Source organism: Providencia lanzhouensis, from assembly GCF_050469745.1.
In the GTDB taxonomy this organism is placed as follows: domain Bacteria; phylum Pseudomonadota; class Gammaproteobacteria; order Enterobacterales; family Enterobacteriaceae; genus Providencia; species Providencia lanzhouensis.
Genome location: NZ_CP174123.1, coordinates 2,504,644 through 2,525,644 on the forward strand (window position 1 = coordinate 2,504,644; position 21,001 = coordinate 2,525,644).

Annotated in this window: 24 protein-coding genes, 2 tRNA genes and 1 pseudogene; 5 read left to right on the top strand and 22 right to left on the bottom strand. The window is 39.3% G+C overall.

Annotation, left to right across the window (positions count from 1 at the left end):
- Positions 1 to 10: 10 nt before the first annotated feature.
- The 16 genes from ACIH2S_RS11880 to ACIH2S_RS11955 all read right to left on the bottom strand — a co-directional run bounded on the left by ACIH2S_RS11880 (position 11) and on the right by ACIH2S_RS11955 (position 11,739).
- Positions 11 to 541 (bottom strand): phage baseplate protein, encoded by a 531-nt coding sequence (locus tag ACIH2S_RS11880; protein ID WP_036952866.1) that lies wholly within the window; start codon positions 539 to 541, stop codon positions 11 to 13.
- Entirely contained in the window at positions 538 to 2,670 is a 2,133-nt protein-coding gene (locus ACIH2S_RS11885; RefSeq protein ID WP_132495402.1) for a hypothetical protein, read from the bottom strand. The genes ACIH2S_RS11880 and ACIH2S_RS11885 overlap by 4 nt, the downstream gene beginning before the upstream one ends.
- 82 nt (positions 2,671 to 2,752) lie before the next feature.
- Positions 2,753 to 3,211: a hypothetical protein gene (locus ACIH2S_RS11890; protein ID WP_132495404.1), complete on the bottom strand. Its 459-nt coding sequence runs from the start codon at positions 3,209 to 3,211 to the stop codon at positions 2,753 to 2,755.
- 51 nt (positions 3,212 to 3,262) lie between these two features.
- Positions 3,263 to 3,715 (bottom strand): phage tail fiber protein, encoded by a 453-nt coding sequence (locus ACIH2S_RS11895; RefSeq protein ID WP_036952859.1) that lies wholly within the window; start codon positions 3,713 to 3,715, stop codon positions 3,263 to 3,265.
- Positions 3,716 to 3,725: 10 nt separating this feature from the next.
- Entirely contained in the window at positions 3,726 to 5,213 is a 1,488-nt protein-coding gene (locus ACIH2S_RS11900) for a DUF3383 domain-containing protein (RefSeq protein WP_036952856.1), read from the bottom strand.
- Positions 5,214 to 5,222: 9 nt separating this feature from the next.
- A complete protein-coding gene (locus ACIH2S_RS11905; protein WP_154636844.1) occupies positions 5,223 to 5,738 on the bottom strand; it encodes a phage gateway protein in 516 nt (171 codons plus the stop codon).
- Entirely contained in the window at positions 5,728 to 6,096 is a 369-nt protein-coding gene (locus ACIH2S_RS11910; protein ID WP_036952850.1) for a phage collar protein, read from the bottom strand. The genes ACIH2S_RS11905 and ACIH2S_RS11910 overlap by 11 nt, the downstream gene beginning before the upstream one ends.
- Before the next feature lie 75 nt (positions 6,097 to 6,171).
- Complete coding sequence (locus tag ACIH2S_RS11915; RefSeq protein WP_349487893.1) at positions 6,172 to 6,579, bottom strand: DUF4054 domain-containing protein; 408 nt, start codon at positions 6,577 to 6,579, stop codon at positions 6,172 to 6,174.
- Between the two features lie 5 nt (positions 6,580 to 6,584).
- Positions 6,585 to 6,923, bottom strand: coding sequence for a hypothetical protein (locus tag ACIH2S_RS11920; protein WP_036952848.1), 339 nt, complete (start codon positions 6,921 to 6,923; stop codon positions 6,585 to 6,587).
- 111 nt (positions 6,924 to 7,034) lie between these two features.
- Positions 7,035 to 7,463 carry a lysis protein gene (locus ACIH2S_RS11925; protein ID WP_036952846.1) on the bottom strand — a complete coding sequence of 143 codons (429 nt, stop codon included), beginning with the start codon at positions 7,461 to 7,463 and terminating at the stop codon, positions 7,035 to 7,037.
- Positions 7,450 to 7,632, bottom strand: a complete 183-nt coding sequence (locus tag ACIH2S_RS11930) for a hypothetical protein (protein WP_036952843.1) — start codon at positions 7,630 to 7,632, stop codon at positions 7,450 to 7,452. Before ACIH2S_RS11930 ends, ACIH2S_RS11925 begins: the two co-directional genes overlap by 14 nt.
- Entirely contained in the window at positions 7,614 to 8,084 is a 471-nt protein-coding gene (locus ACIH2S_RS11935; RefSeq protein ID WP_036952840.1) for a lysozyme, read from the bottom strand. The genes ACIH2S_RS11930 and ACIH2S_RS11935 overlap by 19 nt, the downstream gene beginning before the upstream one ends.
- Positions 8,084 to 8,353, bottom strand: coding sequence for an HP1 family phage holin (locus ACIH2S_RS11940; RefSeq protein WP_036952838.1), 270 nt, complete (start codon positions 8,351 to 8,353; stop codon positions 8,084 to 8,086). Before ACIH2S_RS11940 ends, ACIH2S_RS11935 begins: the two co-directional genes overlap by 1 nt.
- Before the next feature lie 210 nt (positions 8,354 to 8,563).
- Positions 8,564 to 8,998: an antiterminator Q family protein gene (locus ACIH2S_RS11945; protein WP_036952836.1), complete on the bottom strand. Its 435-nt coding sequence runs from the start codon at positions 8,996 to 8,998 to the stop codon at positions 8,564 to 8,566.
- A gap of 266 nt (positions 8,999 to 9,264) precedes the next feature.
- Positions 9,265 to 11,523, bottom strand: a complete 2,259-nt coding sequence (locus ACIH2S_RS11950) for a VapE domain-containing protein (protein WP_132495408.1) — start codon at positions 11,521 to 11,523, stop codon at positions 9,265 to 9,267.
- A gap of 3 nt (positions 11,524 to 11,526) precedes the next feature.
- A complete protein-coding gene (locus ACIH2S_RS11955) occupies positions 11,527 to 11,739 on the bottom strand; it encodes a helix-turn-helix domain-containing protein (RefSeq protein ID WP_132495410.1) in 213 nt (70 codons plus the stop codon).
- A 113-nt stretch (positions 11,740 to 11,852) separates the two neighbouring features.
- On the opposite strand from ACIH2S_RS11955, the gene ACIH2S_RS11960 reads away from it, so the two are divergent.
- Positions 11,853 to 12,476 (top strand): LexA family protein, encoded by a 624-nt coding sequence (locus ACIH2S_RS11960; protein ID WP_036952830.1) that lies wholly within the window; start codon positions 11,853 to 11,855, stop codon positions 12,474 to 12,476.
- A 674-nt stretch (positions 12,477 to 13,150) separates the two neighbouring features.
- Entirely contained in the window at positions 13,151 to 13,489 is a 339-nt protein-coding gene (locus tag ACIH2S_RS11965; RefSeq protein ID WP_036952828.1) for a hypothetical protein, read from the top strand.
- Positions 13,490 to 13,717: 228 nt separating this feature from the next.
- Here ACIH2S_RS11965 and ACIH2S_RS11970 read toward each other — a convergent pair whose 3' ends face one another.
- Positions 13,718 to 14,365, bottom strand: a complete 648-nt coding sequence (locus tag ACIH2S_RS11970) for a hypothetical protein (protein ID WP_132495412.1) — start codon at positions 14,363 to 14,365, stop codon at positions 13,718 to 13,720.
- Between the two features lie 22 nt (positions 14,366 to 14,387).
- Here ACIH2S_RS11970 and ACIH2S_RS11975 point away from each other — a divergent pair, with 22 nt between their 5' ends.
- A complete protein-coding gene (locus tag ACIH2S_RS11975) occupies positions 14,388 to 16,445 on the top strand; it encodes a DNA polymerase (protein WP_036952825.1) in 2,058 nt (685 codons plus the stop codon).
- 191 nt (positions 16,446 to 16,636) lie between these two features.
- Here ACIH2S_RS11975 and ACIH2S_RS11980 read toward each other — a convergent pair whose 3' ends face one another.
- Positions 16,637 to 16,780: a hypothetical protein gene (locus ACIH2S_RS11980; RefSeq protein ID WP_154636840.1), complete on the bottom strand. Its 144-nt coding sequence runs from the start codon at positions 16,778 to 16,780 to the stop codon at positions 16,637 to 16,639.
- Positions 16,781 to 16,872: 92 nt separating this feature from the next.
- Here ACIH2S_RS11980 and ACIH2S_RS11985 point away from each other — a divergent pair, with 92 nt between their 5' ends.
- The gene (locus tag ACIH2S_RS11985) at positions 16,873 to 17,091 is read left to right on the top strand and encodes an ANR family transcriptional regulator (protein WP_036952823.1); all 219 of its coding nucleotides are present in this window, start codon (positions 16,873 to 16,875) and stop codon (positions 17,089 to 17,091) included.
- Between the two features lie 335 nt (positions 17,092 to 17,426).
- On the opposite strand, the gene ACIH2S_RS11990 is transcribed toward ACIH2S_RS11985, so the two are convergent.
- Together ACIH2S_RS11990 and ACIH2S_RS11995 are read right to left on the bottom strand one after the other, a co-directional pair.
- Positions 17,427 to 17,687 carry a bacteriocin immunity protein gene (locus ACIH2S_RS11990; protein ID WP_036952821.1) on the bottom strand — a complete coding sequence of 87 codons (261 nt, stop codon included), beginning with the start codon at positions 17,685 to 17,687 and terminating at the stop codon, positions 17,427 to 17,429.
- A 2-nt stretch (positions 17,688 to 17,689) separates the two neighbouring features.
- Positions 17,690 to 19,474: a colicin-like bacteriocin tRNase domain-containing protein gene (locus ACIH2S_RS11995; protein WP_349487895.1), complete on the bottom strand. Its 1,785-nt coding sequence runs from the start codon at positions 19,472 to 19,474 to the stop codon at positions 17,690 to 17,692.
- Between the two features lie 456 nt (positions 19,475 to 19,930).
- On the opposite strand from ACIH2S_RS11995, the pseudogene ACIH2S_RS12000 reads away from it, so the two are divergent.
- Positions 19,931 to 20,729, top strand: a pseudogene (locus ACIH2S_RS12000) (site-specific integrase); the annotation flags it as partial.
- A gap of 82 nt (positions 20,730 to 20,811) precedes the next feature.
- Here ACIH2S_RS12000 and ACIH2S_RS12005 read toward each other — a convergent pair.
- Both ACIH2S_RS12005 and ACIH2S_RS12010 read right to left on the bottom strand, forming a co-directional pair.
- Positions 20,812 to 20,887 (bottom strand) — tRNA-Thr (locus ACIH2S_RS12005).
- Positions 20,888 to 20,892: 5 nt separating this feature from the next.
- A tRNA-Ser gene (locus ACIH2S_RS12010) sits at positions 20,893 to 20,980 on the bottom strand.
- Positions 20,981 to 21,001: the final 21 nt, after the last annotated feature.

Below are 21,001 nucleotides of genomic sequence, written 5' to 3' on the forward strand. Positions count from 1 at the left end.
CCTAATATTCTTACATTTTCTCTTTAATGTAGTCCCATCCTTGAGTCGCTGCCGATCCTTTCTTTTTCTCAGTTTCAGGCACAGCCACAGTCTGAACTTTCCCACGATTGACGGTACTAGACTGCTCTTTTTTAGCGACTTTTCTCGGAGGAAGCTCACCATACTCAGGTTCAACGGCTTGCCATTCAGTAAAATGTAATGAGAGGTTAATCGCATCCGCCATATCAGGTGTTTCATCATGACTAAAGCTGACTAACAACATAGGTTGATAGGTTTTTACACGCGTTTGAATGCCCACTAATTGATGGGTGTCGTAGATTTGTTGCATTCGTTCAAAAGCATTTTTCGTTTCACCCGTAAGAATGAGATCCATGTTAATTTCAATAGGCTGAACAACAACATGATCACTGCGGCTTTCCCCCGATTCAACGGCAAACTGAGTCGCTTTATGTTCATCACGAATAGTTACTTTGATCGGATTAGCAGTTTCAAATAGTGTCGTAAAATCATCTACATTGAATATTTTAACTTCAGTAATCATTTGCCCCACCCTGTACCATATTGCTGCCCAACATCCTGAAGATGTGACTCTAGAGCATCTTTAGCACCATTCGCCATGCCCTGCGCATCCGTAGCCTGAGTGGTAATTTTTATCTCACCAACGTTAACCGTACTCTCGTTAACTGTGCCGGATTGATTATTAATTGCTTGACTCGTGACAGGATTCATTGGATTGGTCGACATACCAGAAATATGCTGATTCAGCCCTTGTACCAGTAAAGCAGTATCCTCTTCGGATAGTTTTGGCGTTTCGCTGATCGTATGCTCAATAGTTCCATCTGCTGAAACTTTACGTTCTACTGTTTGAGTCACTTCTGCATCTTCAAACCCAAACCAGCCTTTAACAGTACTCCAGCCTTTTTTGATTGCATCGAGTCCATCATTAATCCAGCCGAGGTACTGCTTGATTTGAGCCCATAACCATTTAAAAATACCAACAACAGCATCAGATACGGTATTAAAAATACCCTTGAAATCCTCCCCCCAACTCACTATCGCGTTGATACTTAAAACTAACCAATCAATAAACTGATTTAACGCATTGTTCATTATGTTATAAGCATCAACGACAAGATCAGCGACAAATTTCACCATGATCATCAAATACTCAAACAGTATTTTAAATGTTTGCCAAACCTGGAGAATAACCTCCTTTAGTGCAGGATATTCATCAAGAATACGGCCAATCATAGAATCGTTACCGTCTATAAAATTCATGATGTCGTCATACACAAGTGCAAATGCGGCAGCAAGCAAGGCAATAACGGCGATGATTGCCAAAACAGGCCACGTAGCTAACAGCGTTGATTTAGCAGCCATCATCATCGCAGGAACATAATAAGCTGCAATCGCAGCACCCACGACAGTAAAAAATGAAACAACGAGTTGTTTGTTATCTATACAGAAACTAACGAATTCATTTAGCCACCCGAGTCCTTTAGCTAAAACCGGAATGACCATTTCTAAAAAGCTATTTTTCAACAAACCCGATGCCTGTGTAACGCCCTGCAACGCTTTGTTAAATTTAATAGACTGTTCAATACTTTCTTTATTAATGCCAGAGTATTCTTTTTGGATACCCATCATCCGTTCTAGCTCTTTTCTTCCTTTCATCATGAGCTCGACGGTTTTGTCATCCTTAACACCCAATCCTGAAAGAGTTACTTTAGCTTGATCAAACTTCATCCCTTTCACTTTATCGGCAGTCTGCAAAACGTTTTCCATTGAGTCTTTAGTAAAACCAAACGATTTTGCCATTGCTGATAAATCGGTTTGAGCCGCATCACGACTTCCTCCAAGTGCAGCCATAGAGCCGGCGAATGCATCTACATCAGCCGTAGTAACATTAATTTTTTGCCCCAACTTATCGAGAGATTCAATTTCAGTTGCCCGAGATATCACATCATTGACTAATGTCGCGGCATCCATTGTTATACCAACAACCCCTAATGCTTTTTTCGCAAAAGAGACCACGGTAGTTCCTACCTTTTGGTATAAACTCTCCGTGTTATCTAACGACTTTTGAACTGTTTTTTGAGCTTCAACTTCACTAACTGCCGCTTCAATTCCTTTGACGCGTATTTCATCAATAATATGGATTAATTGCCTATAATCGCCTTGTAATGATTGAATAATAGCGCTAGCAAGCTGTTTTGAGATTAAGCTTTGCTGCTCGGTAGCAATTAAATCAACCATTTCGGTAGAGTATTGGCCAATATCATTCTGTAAAAATTGATAGCTTTCATCCAAATCTTTAAGTACTGATTGCGAGGAATTCCATCCCGTGTCAACGCTCTCTCGCTGCTCATCCAATATCGCTAATGATGTTCCCGTTGAATCCAATTGTGATTTCACTGATGCAGTTTGCTCACTTACCTGTTCAGCATTAGTCAAAAAATAAATGGGATACTCGCCTGATGCTCCTTGTAACGACTGCCAGAGTTCATTCATCACAGCGCCAAATGAGAGCGAACTTTGTTCTGCTGCACCTTGAGCGCTCTTCATGCTTTCGATAATGTCATCTGTAGAGCGTTGTACTTTGTCAAAGGCTTGGTCAGCTTGCCGTGTGTCAAATTCAAAGACCTGAACAAATGTGTCTATTAACGACATTATCACTCCTTTAAAGCCGCTAACGCTTCGTTATATCGATTCGTAATTGCAATTTCCCATAGGTCCATTGCCTCTTCTAAATCTATTGAGATTTTGAGTTCCGTGAAGGTGGCGAGGTGTTCACTGATGATGACTGCAAAGAACCCATCAGCGTTTTTATAATCGACGGGAGTGAACCGCTTACCTTGCTGAGCAGGAAGTGGAAGAAACCTGGGCTCCCGTCGCCCCCGAAAAAACTAGTATTGTATTTCAACATCTCCAACTCTAAGCGAATTAGAGACTCGCCATCTGGGATATGATTATCAATTAATGTCTGTGTTTTAAGCTGAATTTCTTCTCCGTCAATCACTACACATACATAGGCCATCATTTTAAACATAGCCTCTTTACTAACTTCGTAGTCACCAATTTTGGGGGCGTTAGACAACGGATACTTGGCGAGAATTTCTCTACCTACAGTTGCAGGTAAGCGACTAATCACAAATAGCTTTTCGTTACCATCAACATCTTTAATAGCAACTTCTTTCGGTTTAATTAGCATGATATAAGCCTATAAAAAATGGCGGGAAAGCCCGCCATAAATGGAAGTAAATTAACGGATTCGGGTACTGTCAAAATCCTGAAAAACAAACGTGTATTGTTTGGACTTTAAACGCCCAGCAGAAGCGGCTGAATTACCTCGGCTACCATTGGTAATTTTACCGTTACGGGCAGTAACGGTTGAACCATCACCATAAGATGCCACCATCGTGATTTTATCACCTGCTGGACGACGACCTCTTTTTGCTGTGTTCGCCTCCAGCAAAATAGACAGGTTTTTATCTTCTTCACTACCCGCTAATACATTGATTGTAATAGATTGAGGTGTAGGTGTGGCCCAACTCACTAAGTTACCGTTTATATCCATGCCTGTTTGTGCAATATCCACCGCAGGTAAATCCAATGGGTCTGCATCATCAGCAAAAGTAGTAATTAAAATTCCCGTCGGGAATGTTTTTGTTGCCTGGATAATTAGGCCCAAGCCTGCTACAGAAATATCATTCATTATTAATTCCTTATACTAAGTTATGTGAACCTTCGACTTTACGAACCCAATCGCCTTTACCGTAAATCAGCACGTATTTCATGACATATTCAGGTAAACCGCTTTCCCCGGTACTCTCAACAATTTGTGCGTTGTACCAATAGCCTTTGTCTTGTACGTCATGCCATGCAAGATCGTCACCAGAGGCATCAGAGACTGCCAGTTTTTGGACTTCAGTCAGTGCTTTACCCGCTAAAATTGTCCCATTATCAAGGGCTTTAGTAACAGCTCCAGCAATAACCATTAATGCTCTGGCTTCACCATCTTTATTGGCGGGAATACCGCGTGTGGCGAGTAGCACACTAAACCACTGTTGAGAAATATAGGCTTTCAACCACTGCTCATTAGCATGAACACTCATATCTAATGGATTAGATGAGCTACCACATAAAAATCCACGCTGATAAAAACGAACTTGTGAACCCGCAACAGCCGTTTCTCCGTAATAGTTCACACGTAATTTATCGTAATGACTTGCAGATTTATCAGTCACCACTTGGGCTGGGAATGTAGTACTGAACTGGCGGAACATATAATTTGTCGTTGCATTAGTACGGTCATAATCTGTCGCAGCCATAATCGCCATCGGTAATGCCTGAACAAAATAATGATCTTCCGATTTAAGATTAAGTCCCACTGACGCAGTACTGATTAGCGCAGCACTGAAATCCTCTGCTTTATTTTTGCTCACATTCAAATGCAGTTGATACTTCACATTTTCACCTGCAACATACTGAGCCAACGGTACTGCCTGCTCTAACGACATTTCATCTAAGAATGTTGCGCTACCGAATGAGTCAGAGACTTGTTCAGCCACAATAAAAGCTTCGAGTGGTGTTTGTGCTGGGTTACCTTCGGATGCGGTACCAGATGATAATCCCATCGCATTCGACAGCACGGAATAAGCGACACCAATAGAGGCACGTTCTTGAACGCCACCACTTAACTCAAAGACACTATTCAATGAGTTAAACGTCAAATAGCTGCTTGAGAATTGAGGCTCCGGCTCGGCATTCAATTTCGCTTGGATCATCGATGCAATGTCTGCATACGACTTAACTTCTGATAAATCCAAGTCTTTGTAATTTTTTGTGATAGAACCAATGGTGACGGACAAGGTTCCATCAGCAATCATTTTTAGATCTGCTAATGCTGCTGCCTTGGAACCAAATAATACGGGTGCACGCCCCATCGGTTCATAGGTGGCAATTTGTAGCTCTTTGGGCTTATTAACAGGCGCAGGGCTAACATAACTAAAATATTGACGAGCAAAATGCGCTTCAGGTGAATCCACGCCTAATAATTCATCAACCTGACCACTAGTAAATTCTAAAACTTTACCGGCAGGAATTTTTGGATTTGAAGAAAATAAACGACCAGTTAACTTGCGCATCGGAACAGCAGACGCACCAATGACCGCTGATGCGATATCAACGTATCGATTTTGTTTAATTGACATAATAGAACCTTATATGCGGTGAATATCAGGATACAGTGCGCTAACGACAGCTGTATCAAGGTGTAATGTTCGAGTGAACGAAACAATGAGATCAAACGAGGGGTTTTGCTCGTAGTTACCGTAATCATTCAGAAAATAGGGATTACGAATATTGCTTGCGCGTTGAGTGCCAATACCTTGTTTTTTTAGCGCTTCAACGAAAGTTAATGAATTGGTGATCATTCTAACTATTGCAGTAATGTCACTAGCGGTAAAACACCCAAAATCAGTGATAAGAACTTGAAATTGATATGTTTTTTCAGACGGTTGTTTTTCTTGATGGTTCGCATGTTTACCTTGTACATCGTACTTTCTTTCTTGCCAACCATAACCACGCTCATCAATAGGAAAAAATATCACCATATTGTCATCGCGACCTTGCCTAGTCGCTTGAAAACCAGCTTTTACCGGAATTTCAATCTTTGCCTCCTTTAGTTGAAAAAGCAGCTGCTTACGGATAGCGATGTCAACGTCGTTATCTGTCATAAGCACCTACCTCAATGCACACCACCGATTTCCAGCCATCCTGCTCGTACCAATCCATTTCACTGGTAACCTCATATTTTTTACCGTTGAAAACGAGATAGTCCGGGGAGGTACTACGCCGAATACCTTTAATGTTGTTAGATGTATAAAATCGACGATAAATAGAACTGGAATCAAATCCCATACTTTGAGCATCTTCGGTTTCTATTGCTTGCCAGTTACCATAAATTTCAGTGGGTTCATGGTACAGGTTATGATCATGTCCTCGCTCATCGGTGACTCTATTTTTAAAACGAAACCATAAGGTTTTTTGTTGTGGAATATATCGAGATACTTGGCGATATATATTTCCAAACATAGTTATTCTCCTTGATGCAACTGAGATAAAACTGGCATTAACTGAGATAATTTAGCTATTACTACCATTCCCTTCTCATGCCCCATTTTCTACGCTACGTAATTCAGAAGACGCTTTGCTATCTGCATGTTGAGTCAGTTCACAACGCAGGAATAAAGCTAAAAATTGCTGTCCATAGGTTGTCATTTTGAACCAATACGACCAGTCGGAGCCGCTAGGAGGAGAGGTAAATGAAATACTTACTTTGTCCATTGTCACGTTTGTGATAACACCAGTTGGCGCCATCCCTTCAGTAATCCGTTGATTCAAATCCAACATGTGTGCCACAACTAGCATCCACAACTCATTGAAACAAGCATCACTAGATGGAGGGAAATAATGGAGAGCAGATTCAGCAATGATCAATACATCATCTTTAAGCAAAGCATTAAACTGCGGACGAAGAATGCGAAATTGATCAATAGGAAAGATATGCTTGTCCATAATGGCTATCCTTTTTTACTCGTTCTAGAGGTCTTTTGCGTTGTTACTTTTGATAGATTTGACTTATTCAAAGACAATTCATCGCTCGCATTTGTAGCTGGAGAATTCCTTTGAATAACATCTTGATGATGTTCAACACGAATAAATCCATTTTTCTTATGAAGTTGAAATACAGAATTATTTTTTAGTTGCACAAATTGTTCATCTGAAATTGTTGTCATACGACCAATGGAGGTATACGGAAATTCGGTCATAACGTTAGCCTGACCAGCAATAAAAATTTGACCTTCATCAACGGAATAATGCTGGTCATTTGATAACGAACAATAAACATAAAGAGCCATGTTTTTCTCCAATAAAAAAGCCCTCATCGAGGGCACTAAAAGGAAGAGCTTAAATTAAATTTAAGAATGTATAGATAAATGCTCCACTTATAGATCTATACCCATTCCTTATTACAAACACTGTGTTTTGATATAGTTCTGTAAGCCTAAAATCATTTGCTGTGACTCAGCAATTCGCTCTCTGAGTAACCAATAATTTCTGATAGCGGAGTCAGTAGGTCGGGCGGTGATTGCATCATCCATGCCGGAGGTGGTAGTGCCTTCGGCTTTTTTACAGCTTGCTTTGATGTACACCCGCTCAGGATTACGCTCAGCAGCAATACGCAACTTATCAATTTCAGCTTTTGCATTTGTTAGCTCTTGAGTATGTTTAGTATCGAGTTGGTGGAGGGAGTCAATGTGCTGCTCGTAGTTTTGAATGCTATCAATAAGCTCTGAGTTTTCTTTTTTCAGTAGCTTATTATCATCGTGAACACTAACAACCCACCAACCCAGACCAACAACCATAATGAATAGCCAGAATGATTTATCGAATTTCATAAATCACCTGCTTACCCTTGTGATAATTAATCGCACTCTGGCAACATTTTTCTAAACTGGCTTTATCGATGCTGCATGTGTTGTCTGTGAGTAAATAAAATCCACTCCCCAGAAAGGTAATCATGTAGATAATTAAGCCAATCACCGCAACTATAGATTTCCATGACATATAGCCGCCTCCGCTTCTCGGCGATTAACAAGTCCACGCCAGACCTTACCACCAGCGTAGACCCACTTTTTCAACTCTTCGCAAGCGCCATATTGATCACCCTCATTGAGCTTTTTAAGCATTGTCGATTTAGCAAATGCGCCTGTGCCAACATTAAAGGCAAATGAATACAACGCGGCCTTAGTGTGATCGTCAGTAGGCACCTTGACCAATTTATCTACCTGCTGTTTTGTGCGCTGAAAGTCTGATTCAAGCAATTCATTACATTCATCTTTGGAATAAACTTTATTGGGAGCAATGTCTTTTCCCGTATGTCCATAACAGACCGTTAATACACCGCCCACATCTTCATATGGCTCATATCTAACACCTTCAAAATGCGTAATGACTGTTAAAGCGATAGCCGTGGCCCCTGCGCTAACAAGCACAGTTAATTTTTGTTTGAGTGACATTAGATATCCTTTGGCGCTTTCGCCATAAGCTCGGCGGCTTTTCGAGCGGTGGCAGAGGGGTTTTGTGGGTCTGTCTTATTGACCAGGTCTTCAAATAGACGGGTTCGTTTTCGTTGTTCCCACCTATTCATGAAGAAAGTCGCCAAGCCTAAGATCATGCTGAACGCCATCCCGATAATAAAGCCCCATTCATAAAGCGATAGACTCGCGAAAAATGCTGTAAGCCCAGCACTACCGTAGGCTGCGTTGCTATATTTATCCATACGCACGATTTCACCCCTACGGAGTGCCTAAATTTAGATGAAAAAAAAGCCACCGAAGTGGCTGTTAGATAATGTTAAAGAAAATATCTCTTTGAGATGAGATTCTTCTATTCATAATAGTTTGTCTTGAAAATCTTCTTGATAGAAACTTCCCATACAAAAAAAGCCCTCAAACTTGAGGGCTTTCTTGTCAATAGAGAAATCATTTTAGGTAGATTAACACAGGTTTTGCGCGCGCACTAATCTAGGCGCATCGATCGAACACTTTTCGTACAATAAATCCATATCCAATTGAATATTAAGGGCTTCCAAAAAACCTAAGACGAAACTTTCTGCACTTTGCATTCTTTCACGTACTTCTCCTTCTCGTATTTTGAATTTACGTCCAATTGCACGTTTAGATTGTCCCTTAATATAATATTCTTCCAGATAAGCCCTTTCACGTTCCATACCAACTATTGATAGTTTAGCGACGCATAAATCAATCACTAACCCATCTTCGTCGCTACACGAAAGCCTATTGCTACCGCGCGAACCCATTGCATAGTGATTAAAACCTGCTGCGACAGAAGACCAACCAACCATCGCATAATGGTCACCAGCTGACCATCCTCCCCAATGCACCAAAATTTTCTGTATATCTCTGTTCATAGTTTCTAACCTGTGTTTTCAGTACCAGCGACACCCAATTTTTATGAATCAATAAAGACGCAAAATATTTAGTTGGCTGGAAAGTATAAAAAGTAAGAAATTTATTTCAGTATCGACGGGTATCAACTGTACCGACCCTTTTTAATTATTACCTTCCAAAGGTCTATCTATAGCTTATAGGGATACAACACTCTAAATGGTTGGTACGGTTGGTACGATTGATACAATCATTAAAAATCAATAAATTAATCTTACTAACCTAATCATTAGTAGTTGGTACAGGTTGCTACAGGTGACTCATATATTCGTGCAACCTTACCGTCCACACGCCGTTGTACTGATTTATACCCACAACTTTGTAAAACGTTACCAATTCGCATTTGTTCACGTCTTGAGATGTTTTTGGGATCAATATTTAGTGCTTCCTGCAAAATTTCACCTGATCGTAAAAAACGGCGGGCTCGCGGTTTTTCACCTGTCATTACGTCGGGTTCGTCCAACCAACGCTCAATAATTTCTAACCAAGCATCTTTAATAGTATGTTTATCGTGAATCTGTGTAGCTAAGTATTCAGCAGTTCGATATTGGATTCCGTCCGCTTTAAATATTTCACGCGCTTCAGCCCATAACTGAAGAGCATCACACTTAATCTTGTCTACATTGACCTTCACCACTTCAATAGGAAGCCAACGGCGATTACCCGTACGATCGGCTAAAAATTCATCCTCGTTAGTGGTTCCGATAATTAGTGAGCGACGAGGAAACTGTGTAGCGAACTCTTTAAATTTTGGAATCCAATTTTCATGGGTACGAGTAACAAATGCCTTAATAGATTCGAGATCTTTCGTGCTTAGGCCACGTAGTTCACCAATTTCCACCACAATACGACCACGCATTTTACGGGCTAAATCATCATCTTTTTCTGCAAAAGAAATTTCCACAAAGGAAGCTGGGTCTGGTGATAAAGCCGCCACACCCGAGGATTTACCACATCCTTGAGCACCAACAAGTATTGGCACCATGTCAGCTTTAATACCTGGCGCCAATACACGCCCTGCCATTGCTGTCCACATATAGAGAGAAACCGCACGGGTATAAGCCGAGTCCTCTGTGCCAAAATGCGTATGGCAGAATCTATCCACTCGCTTAGCACCATCCCATTCAAGGCTAGTTAACCATTCGATAGCGGAATCGTATTGGTTCTCCTCTGCGGCAAGTAAAACCACATCACGAACCAACTCACGTCCTACCGCTTTGAACCCACGTTTCTCCATAACAATACGTAACCGAGAATAGTCAGCATCAGAAAACGATTTCCATTCGTTAGAACCAATCGGCGAGAACATGATTTGATCGCGAAAAGCATCAAAGCGAATTTCAATATCGATAAAATCAGGGTGCATGACGGCTTTAGATGCGTTATCAATGGTGGCCTCTATCTGACCATACTTATCACGCTTGAATAATGGTTGAGACAACGATTCATTCACTTGCTGAGTATTATGAAAATCATTCACAGTAACTCGAGTCGTACTGAAGCGTTTAATACTAGGATTAACCCAACCTACTTTTTGGGCTATAGCAAATATTGCTTGATAACCCGTTCGATTCGCACAAAGTTGAGGCCACTTATTTAATGCCGCTTCCTCGTTACCTTTTTCTGCTTTAGCTGACCATTCAATCCATAATGCTTTGGCTCTATCTTCATAACGCGTATTTTTAAACCATGCCAAACGGTTCCCCATTCCCACCCAAGTTGGATAATTTTCGGCAAGACTTAATACCTCCGGGTGCCAAAGCGCAGATCGCATGTCATCAAAGGTATTCCTGTTAACGTTATGCAGGGCAGTTAAGCGCGAAGAATCATCATCAGGTACAACATTAAAATTAGAAATATCTGCTTTATTACTATGTGATGTAAGCTCTGAGGCTAGAATGGTTTTTACATGGATAACAGCCCCCTCGAACTCTAAGAATTGCGCACTCTCATGTGGTGCGAATACCATATGTGATGGCTCGTACACTGAGTGATCCCATTTAATAGGTTCATCGCTAAGTAGCTGGTAACAGTTCATGATTTCTTGTTCAACGCATGAACCTAATTCGGAATAAAGTTGAGCCGTTACACTGCTATCTAGCATAATGCCGATGCGCCAACGTTGTTCATTCTTTACGGTAACGTGCTCATGGCTAGCGGTGGTATAACAAAAGCAACAATACATACTCAGAACGCCTTTTAACGTATTCCAAGCCCCTAAAGAACATCCATCCATATCTAACCAAAGAACCTGGCGAGTCCCAGCATTGATAGCACTACGTCCTTTGGTCTCATTGTTCAGCGCTCCCCAGATATAATTAAGACGCGCCTTTTTCTCTCGCATTGTCTCAATGGAGTCAGTTGGCAAAATGTAAATCTTTTTTCTAAGCGCTTTGATAGCTAACTTGTATTCTTCAAAACTCGATGCTTGCGCTGATTGAGGGCGGTTATCCTTGGCCGAGCGCCCTACTGAATAAGTGATCCGCATAGGTTAGTCCTTCGTTAAAACTAGTGGTCCCTTTAATAGCCATTCAGGGTCACACTCTAAAACTTGTGCTAGTTCAAGGATAAAGCGAGGTCGAGAAATAGCATCACTCTCTATCCTATTGATCGCTTGCTGTGTTAAACCGATTTGCTTCGCTAAAACATATTGCGTGTAACCAAGTAGCTTGCGTCTTTGTTTTACTCTATTACCAAGTGTCATAACGTTTCCTATTAACAATTTTCATAGTATTCAATCACCACAAATATTGTTTGTCAAATACAATAAAATTAGTATTAATAGTAGGGTATGAAATATTCACAGGGGGCATAAGAATGTCATTAGCAACAAGAATACGACAGCGCAGATTAGAACTTAATTTGACTCAATCGGAATTAGCTGAACGCGCCAATATTAGCCAACAATCCGTAGAGTCAATTGAAAACGGAAGAACTAGAAAACCAAGAAATATCATAGAGCTAGCCAAAGCCCTACAGTGCCATCCAGAATGGCTACTCAACGGTAAAAGTATTATGCCAATGACTGAGGTAAACTCTCGTCGAGTGCCTTTATTAAGCTATGTCCAAGCGGGATTATTTAAGGATGCAGACCCAATTACAGATCATGAAGGTAATTTTGAGTATATATTAGTCGATGATGACATTAGCGAAAATGCTTTCGCACTGAGAATTGAGGGTGACAGTATGAATCCTGAATTTAAAGAAGGAGATATTGTTGTTATCGATACTGAGCTTTGTCCTAACCCTGGTGAATTTGTTTTTGCCAAAAATGGTGGTAACCAAGGTACATTCAAAAAATATCGTCCTTTAGGCATTGGTACCGGTGAGTTTGAGCTAGTTCCATTGAATCCAGACTATCCTACCCTAAATAGCCACGACTACCAAATAGCACTCATTGGCGTTATGGTCGAACATAGAATTTACCGCCGAAAAAGATAATTGCACTCATTATTCCTACCATTAGAGTTTTCTTGTAAGGAACCAAGAAGACTCATTTTCACATTGATATATCATTCTTACTCATTCAATTAATTTATAAAACAAATAGATAGGGATTATTCATGCAATAATACAATTTAATCTGTTTACATTTACTATTTTTATAGTATTATTATTTGCAATGGTTACTACTTAACTAGTAAAAACTTGCTCTTTAACAATATAGAAAATCGTAACAGTACAAAGCTATCTGCTGAGACCCCTACGCAAAAATGCGACGTATTAACAGGCACGATCTGTTTGTTAAGAAGGTTACTTCCATATGAGAGTAAAATGGCAAGGAATGGGCAACACTGGCAGCAAAGCATTGTACAAATGCAAATAACTAATTATAGGTCATTCAATGAGTGACCTATGGTGAGCTAAACAATGCTTGTATCATGGAGCAGAGTTATTTTCATTAATACACAATATAGCGCATCTCATCATTAGCAATATCTAAACGTCAAATCATCCACTGGAAATAATTTAATGAAAAAAGTTCAAATTTTACTCTCGGATAGATTTCCGATGAATAACAACATCCGCCTTTTACGGTATCAACAGAAAATTGAAATTCTTAAACAAAAGCCTAACACCACTTTTCCCATCACTTTGTATCTTTGAGGTATCAAATGAGTCTCGAACTAATAATTAAAGAAAATACCGAAGTCATGCGCCAACTAATTACGACAATACAATCTAACGGTATCGTACAACTTAATCCCCCTTTGAAGCCTGAAAACCTCCCCTTACCTATTAAATCTGAAATTAAGGCAACGAATGAAAGCCTAACTGATCCTAAAGCACTTTTCGCCCAAGCAGAAAAATTGATTTTACTACTAGCTAAAAATGGTTACCGCAATGAAGCCGTTGAAATTCTTACTAAGTTCGAAGCAAAAAAATTAGGGCAAGTGCCTGAAAATAAACTCGCTGAAGTGATCAATTTAGCCGAAAAAATATTGAAGGGTTAAATATATATTACTCGTAGTACATTTTAGTATAGCTATATAACTCAGATTAAACCCCTACCTTTTCGTCATATATTCTACAAATATTGCCAACAAGTGATTTATTTTTACTTTATTTTAAATAATCTATGTCAACGGATAAAAGTAATTATAATTTCGCGATAGTGACACGCTCGCAGGTTATAATTCTGCGAGCAAAAATGTATAATCAACAAGTTAACTCCATTGAAATTAACTTTCAGATATTATCTTGTTGATTTCATTAACTACAGTATTAACTTTAGATTTTCGAGGGGAATTTATAAAGAACCATATAGATGCAATCGAAATAACAAAGACAATCAAAAGTAAAAGATAATACTTCCCCGTTTCAAAAGTATCTGGTGAGTCTATATACACAAGGAGTATAAATAACGCCAACCATAATGCTAAAATACAACCCATGAATTTTTCCATCCAGTAATTCACCGTGTAAGCCGTATCTAACTTTACATACAGAATACCTTTATCAATATATAAATATCGTTTTACTTTTTTCAAAATAAACCAAATATCAGACGTAACAGTATAATTAGATAAAATTATTTTCAAGTCTCTAAAAGTTTTGTTCTTTTCTTGTGTAATATTAGCCATAACAGTATCATTTATTTTAGTTCTAATATATTCCTTATCCGTCCCACTTAGAAATTCATTGTATTGGATTAAATATTCTTTATTCCTAATCAATCTATTACTTTCACCTGACTTGAAATATTTTTGTCCAATTTTAAACAAAGTGATTAAAGATGCGATAACTGAACCTATTAGACCTAAAATAGTTTTTATCAGCTCTAAATACTCAGAAAATGGACCTAAATCTTGTGTTGAGAAAAATATCATATACCCCCTCCTCTTATAAATTATGAAAAATATACTCTGGCTCGACCTCGAAACATTCAATGAAAAGCCAATTAAATACGGTGTGCATTCTTATGCGGAAACCGCTGAAATTATGCTTTTTGCTTGGGCGTTAAACAACAATTCGGTTAACGTTTGGGATATTACAAATAAATCATCTATACCTATAGCATTAAAAGAAGCGTTAACAGACCCTAATACTATTATTTATGCACATAACAGCCATTTTGATCGCACAATACTTAAGCATCATGGCATTAAGATAGATGTCAGCCGCTGGCGAGACACGATGGTTCAAGCATTAGCACACGGCTTACCCGGGGCACTAGAAACGCTATGTGGAATACTTGATGTTCCTTTGGATCAAGCCAAAAATAAGGAAGGTAAAAAGTTAATTCAATTATTTTGTAAACCTCATCCTAAAAACGCTGCATTACATCGCGCGACAAGCAAAACTCATCCCGAAGAGTGGGAACGTTTTGTTGCCTATGCAGGATTAGATATTGAAGCCATGCGCGCAATACATAAGCGCTTACCAAGTTGGAACTATTGTGATACTGAATTAGATCACTGGCATCGAGACCAAAAAATTAATGATCGCGGTGTCTATATGGATATCCAATTAGCAACTTCCGCTATCGACGCGGTCGAAACTGAACAAAAACGCTTGGTTAAGCTCACCCAAAAACTTACAGATAATGAGGTAAAAAATGCAACACAACGTGATGCTTTACTGCAATATATTTCTGCCTCTTTTGGCGTTAACTTGCCTGATATGCAAAAAAGCACATTAGAACGTTGCATCAATGATTCCGATACCCCCTTCCCTTTGCGCGAGCTATTGGTTATTCGCTTGCAAGCAAATACAACCAGCACCAGTAAATATAGTACGTTAATAAATGGAGTAAGTTCTGATGGTCGCTTGCGCGGAACATTGCAATTTTGCGGAGCTTCTCGTACAGGGCGTTGGGCCGGTCGATTATTTCAACCGCAAAACTTGCCAAGACCGACACTTGACCAGAGTTCCATTAATATGGGTATTGAAGCATTAAAAGCAGGATGTGCAGACCTTATTTACGATGACATTATGCAGCTAACCAGTTCAGCTTTACGTGGTTGCATTATAGCACCAGAAGGTAAAAAACTTGTTGTATCCGATCTTTCCAATATTGAAGGGCGTATTCTTGCATGGCTAGCGGGTGAAACGTGGAAAATTTCAGCATTTAGCGAGTTTGATAAAGGTATTGGCACAGACTTATATAAATTGGCTTATTCTCGAGCTTTCGATATTGCCCCCGACAATATTAACAAAAATATGCGCCAAATTGGGAAAGTGATGGAACTCGGTTTAGGCTATGGTGGCGGGGTCGCTGCATTTCTAACGTTCGCACTCACCTATGGTCTAGATTTAGATGAACTCGCTGAAGCGGCGCTACCTAATATTCCCATCAAAGTTAAACAAGATGCACTGAATTGGTATCAAAAATCTGTTGAAACCAAGAAAACATTCGCTCTCAATGAAACCGTGTTTATCACCTGTGATTCACTTAAACGCATGTGGAGAAATGCACACCCTAAAACGGTGTCTTTCTGGTATGAATTGGAAGATACCGTTCGCCGAGCGATTACGTCACCAGAAGTAACCTTTTCTTGTCGCAAGCTTAAAGTCAGAAGAGATAAAGCATGGCTACGTATCGCTTTACCTTCAGGCCGTGTAATTTGTTACCCATCACCACGTAACGAGAACGGCCAAATCAGCTATATGGGCGTTAACTCTTATAGCCGTAAATGGCAACGATTGAAGACCTACGGTGGAAAACTGGTGGAAAATGTAACCCAAGCCGCAGCTCGAGATATTCTCGCGGGTAACATGTCCACGATTGAAGATCACGGTTATAAGATTGTTTTAACTATACACGATGAAGTGTTAACTGAGACTCTTGATAATTCAGCCTTCAACAGTGAACACTTATCCGAATTACTCTCTACTAACCCTCAATGGGCTTTAGATCTTCCACTTAGTGCCGCTGGTTTTGAAACTCATCGATATAGAAAGGATTGACCCAGAAGCGATGGGATTTCTAACATTGTCGTCGTTCTATGCTTTGTTTCTCTTGTTGGCATCTTCTTTATGTTTAAAAGGTCATAATAATGACCGTTAATATAAAGCATCCAATGTCTATACGGGTATTCACTTCCTTCTGGCTCTCTACAGAAACAAATATAATTTTTTCCTGGGTCCCAAGTACTGAGTCATCTTAATTGAATATAGTCAACCTTCATTAAGTCTTTTAATACTAATACCATTTGGTTAACCGTCACAAAATTATTCTTTAATACTAACTCTTTCAGTTTCATCTCTTTTTCCATTTCACTGGAACTTTTGTTAGCAAGCATCGCTAATGTGGCAATTCCACCCCTTCTTGAGAGCTTGGTTGAATCACAAACTTCATCGACTATTTATCCATTTTAATTTTAGAGAATCCTATATGACCTTTTTAAATAATGATAATCCGTTGTATTTCCGTGCAGCTCGAGATGCTGTACGCCTTGAACAAGCAGAAAAATACTTTGAAGCATCTAGAGCTTGGTCACAAGCTCATAGACTTTCCAGAACAAGAAACAATCAAATATGGAGTGAACGCCGCTCTGAGTTTTGTTTTATGCAAATTCAACGTGAAAAATACAAACACACCGAATTTGAGTAAATTGTGTCAACGTTGATTAATAGGTATATAGTCATTATTTGATAGACAACATCATTTCTTATATGCAAAAAAGATCAATCTGATACAAAAAATACGTAACTCACACTATTTTTCACATTACAGCCTCACTGCATTGATACAGGAGCATCCCGATCCTATTTTTTATTCACCAGTTCTAGTACTTTGATTTCTATAATCCATAGATTACTAAACACGATCTTTCTGTCTTTGATGTTGAATAAGTCCATTACCTGAAATGGTAGGCGGGTAAGCATCAACAATTCATCCTTAAATCATTGATGCTTGATGTTAAGCTATTCCATTAGCAGTAGCTCTTAACCTTTTTTGAAGCCCGGCTTACCATTTTTAGCCCGCCACTCTTTAACTATTTTTAAAATACCAACTGGGGAATCATCATCACCATCCTCTGGGTAGTAAATAAGATCACTTCCACTCGGATGTTCTGTTACATTTTCAAAATGAGTCACAAGCTTAATTTGTTCTTCCTCATTTGCTGTATCTGCATTACAAATAATTGTTAAAAGCTTTAAAAATTCAGATTCTGTATAATCAGTAATATTATTTTTTAATTCCATTCTTATTTACCTCTATGGATATCAATGTGTCTTTTAGGGGTCGTAACTCTTAAATTGTCCATATCATAGACTTCTCCCCCTTCACTAATTGGGTTGTCATGGTGCAATTCATGTACCTTTCTACCACCAACTTGATCTTTTTTCCTAGCAAAAGGCGAGTATCCTTTAGAAACAAGAGTTTTATTATTCTTACTAAGGTTTTTAATCAATTCTGGAAATTTTGATATCTCATCCCAGATGGCCTTCCTTAACTCATCAAAACTGTTGAATTTCTTCCCTCGTAATTTATTAGCTACTTGCTCTGGAATAGGAGCACCATTTTCTTTGCCGGCATCATTAAGCCATTTATCCCCCACTTTTTTACCTTTACCAGTAGCGGTTCCCGGCTTTTTACGCTTTTCTTCCTTTTCTTTTTTATCCTTCGCTTTTTTCTTTTTATCTTCCGCTTTATCTTTATTTTTTTTAGCTAATACCAGATTATTTTCTGCATCTTTTATTGACTGCTGCCCCTGCAATATTTGCTTTTTAATTGCTTCAAATATATTTAGGATTTCATTGCGAACAGATACTGCAAAATCTAGTCCTTCCTTAGTAGGAGCCTCTATATGAGAGTAACCAAGATAGTCCCAAACATAAGCTCTAGCCCCCTCAGTCAATAAAAATGACATTTTCTCTTTACTATCAATTACATCCGCGTACCCAAAACCATTTTTTTTAATATTAATGTTGTATGGATGTAACTTAGCATCAGTAAACGCCAGCGCTTCTGGTGTTTTTTTTGCCATTTCCAGTGCTTTTTGTTTCACTAGCACTTGATTAACAGCTTCGTCATACTCCTTTGATGCTAAAGCTAAATTCACTTCAGCTGCCTCAATTGGATTATGAATTTCCCAATCAATTCTCGTCGTTTCCGCTTGTTTCTTTTCCTCTTCCGCAGTTAGGTTTTTTGAGATAGAAATATAAATAGGAGTATGATCACCACCGAAATCAACAATACCCTGATATGTCTCAGAAGTTATACTTGGAATAACTGATTCAGGCTTAATATTGTCATATGATGGCGTTTTAAACGACTTACTCGGTTTTTTATCACTAAATCCAATCTGTAATGCTGGTTTACCTGGCGCAATTTCAACAGAATACACACCCGGTCGCCCAGTTTTTTTGGCTTGCACTACATTGACTTGCTGAGGATTTTTAGTCATTGCAGGTGTAACTTTATTCTTTTCTGGCGAAACAACCTGTTCAACAACAACCTTAGCCGGCACTGTTTTTTGACGAGAAATGTCTTTAACTGGCGTATCTGTCACGATGCTGACAGGAAGCGCCGTTAATGAATATGTTTGACTTTGTAATTTCTGATTAGTGACTAAATTGGCTAATTGCTGTTGATGTTCCCGAAAAGCGGGATCAATGGTATCTAAAGCAATTGGAGAAGGTGAAAGTAAAGCTCCAACAGCAGTTAAACGGCCAGCCATAGGTAAGCTGCTCTCTAATAATCCAGCCAAACGAGCAAAAGGTGATGTGAGCACGGTCGTATTAATTGTGATACCCCACGTCCCCTCAACAATCGCAATTTGCTGCGGAATTGTCATCAGCATGGCTGAGGCGACGGCTTGTTTTTCAGGAGTTTTACTAAAATTTACTGATGTGTTGTTCCCACCAGCACCTGAGTTACCACCATTCCCGTTACCTTCTGGTCCAGTACCTTTTCCATTACTGTCATTTCCACCAAACGGATCATTCTCAGAACTCCATCCTGAGCCATCTGAAGCATGTACACCCATAAAATATTCCTTTTTAAGTTATAATTCCAGTTAATTTACTGTGTATATATACAGTAAATTAACTATAACCCCATATTCTAGATATGTAAAAATACTTATGATAACTATTCGCATTTATATTATTGTATTTCTACACCCTTTCTCTTTCATCCGTTCTTCACGGAATAAACCATCAAGCGCAAAAATAGCCGCATCAAACTCTCTACGATTTATCGATGTAGGTTTTGATATTTGTGATGATTTTTTTCATCGGGTTAGTTTCCTTATTGGTTTTAACTTCGTACTCTGTTTGCTTGTGCACAACGTCGATAGGCTCTCACCAACGAGTTCGACTAGGTCGTTTTCGTCGATAAGGTATTCTTGCTGGTAGGTTTTACCTAATTTGTGAGAGATGAATTTATCAGATCATACCATTTCGGGATAAAACCAATCATCGCCACTAGAAGAGTTACGTTTAGCAAACTTACAAATAAAAAGCATGAAGAAAACAGGAGCAGACATAATTCAGGAAAAAGAAAAATAAAGGTTAAAGATGTTGATATTAAAGTTTCAGTTTCAACAAAATTTGCTTACCTGTCTTTTATTAAATCATTGTTGAGAGCAGCAGAAAGGGAATGGAAGTATCTAGATAAATCACCAAATATTAAAGCTCCAAAACCAAGAAATAATCGCATACGCTGGTTGGAGCCTTTCGAAGCAAGGCGATTGATTGATGAATGTAGCTAGCCATTAAAATCCGTAGTTGCATTTGCTATTACAACTTGGTTGCGACGCTCAAACATAATCAACTTAGAGTGGAATCAAGTTGATATGCAGCGAAAGGTTCCATGGTTTAACCTTGAAGATAGTAAATCAGGAAAGGCAATGGCATAGCCCTAAATGATACAGCATGCAAGGTTCTTAGAGACCAAATAGGTAACCATCAAAAATACGTATTCGTCCATATGGAGGCTAAAAATAGAGCTGACGGAACAACAACCCCAGCGGTAAAAAAGATGAGGGTTGATTCGAATACCGCATTTCGTAGTGCACTAAAACGAGCTGGTATAGAAAACTGCAGATTCCATGATTTAAGGTACACATCGGTAGTTGGTTAGCTCAGGCTGGAGTTCCATTGACAGTATCGCAAAAAATGGGGGCTTGGTAATCGATTGAAATGGTACAGCGATATGCACATTTAGCACCAAATCATTTTGTTGAACATGCAAAACGGATCGACGAGCTAATGTCACACGATGACACAAATACGGCACAGCCACTACTTAGTAGCATTATAATTATGCACACATATAAAAAGAAAAAACCCGCTATATCTTTCGATATAGCGGGTTCTTATTTGGTGCCGGCTACCGGAGTCGAACTGGTGACCTACTGATTACAAGTCAGTTGCTCTACCAACTGAGCTAAGCCGGCTAATTTGGCGGAGAGATAGAGATTCGAACTCTAGGATGGTTTCCCATCGGCGGTTTTCAAGACCGCTGCCTTCAGCCGCTCGGCCATCTCTCCATGGGGCGCGATTATGGAGGA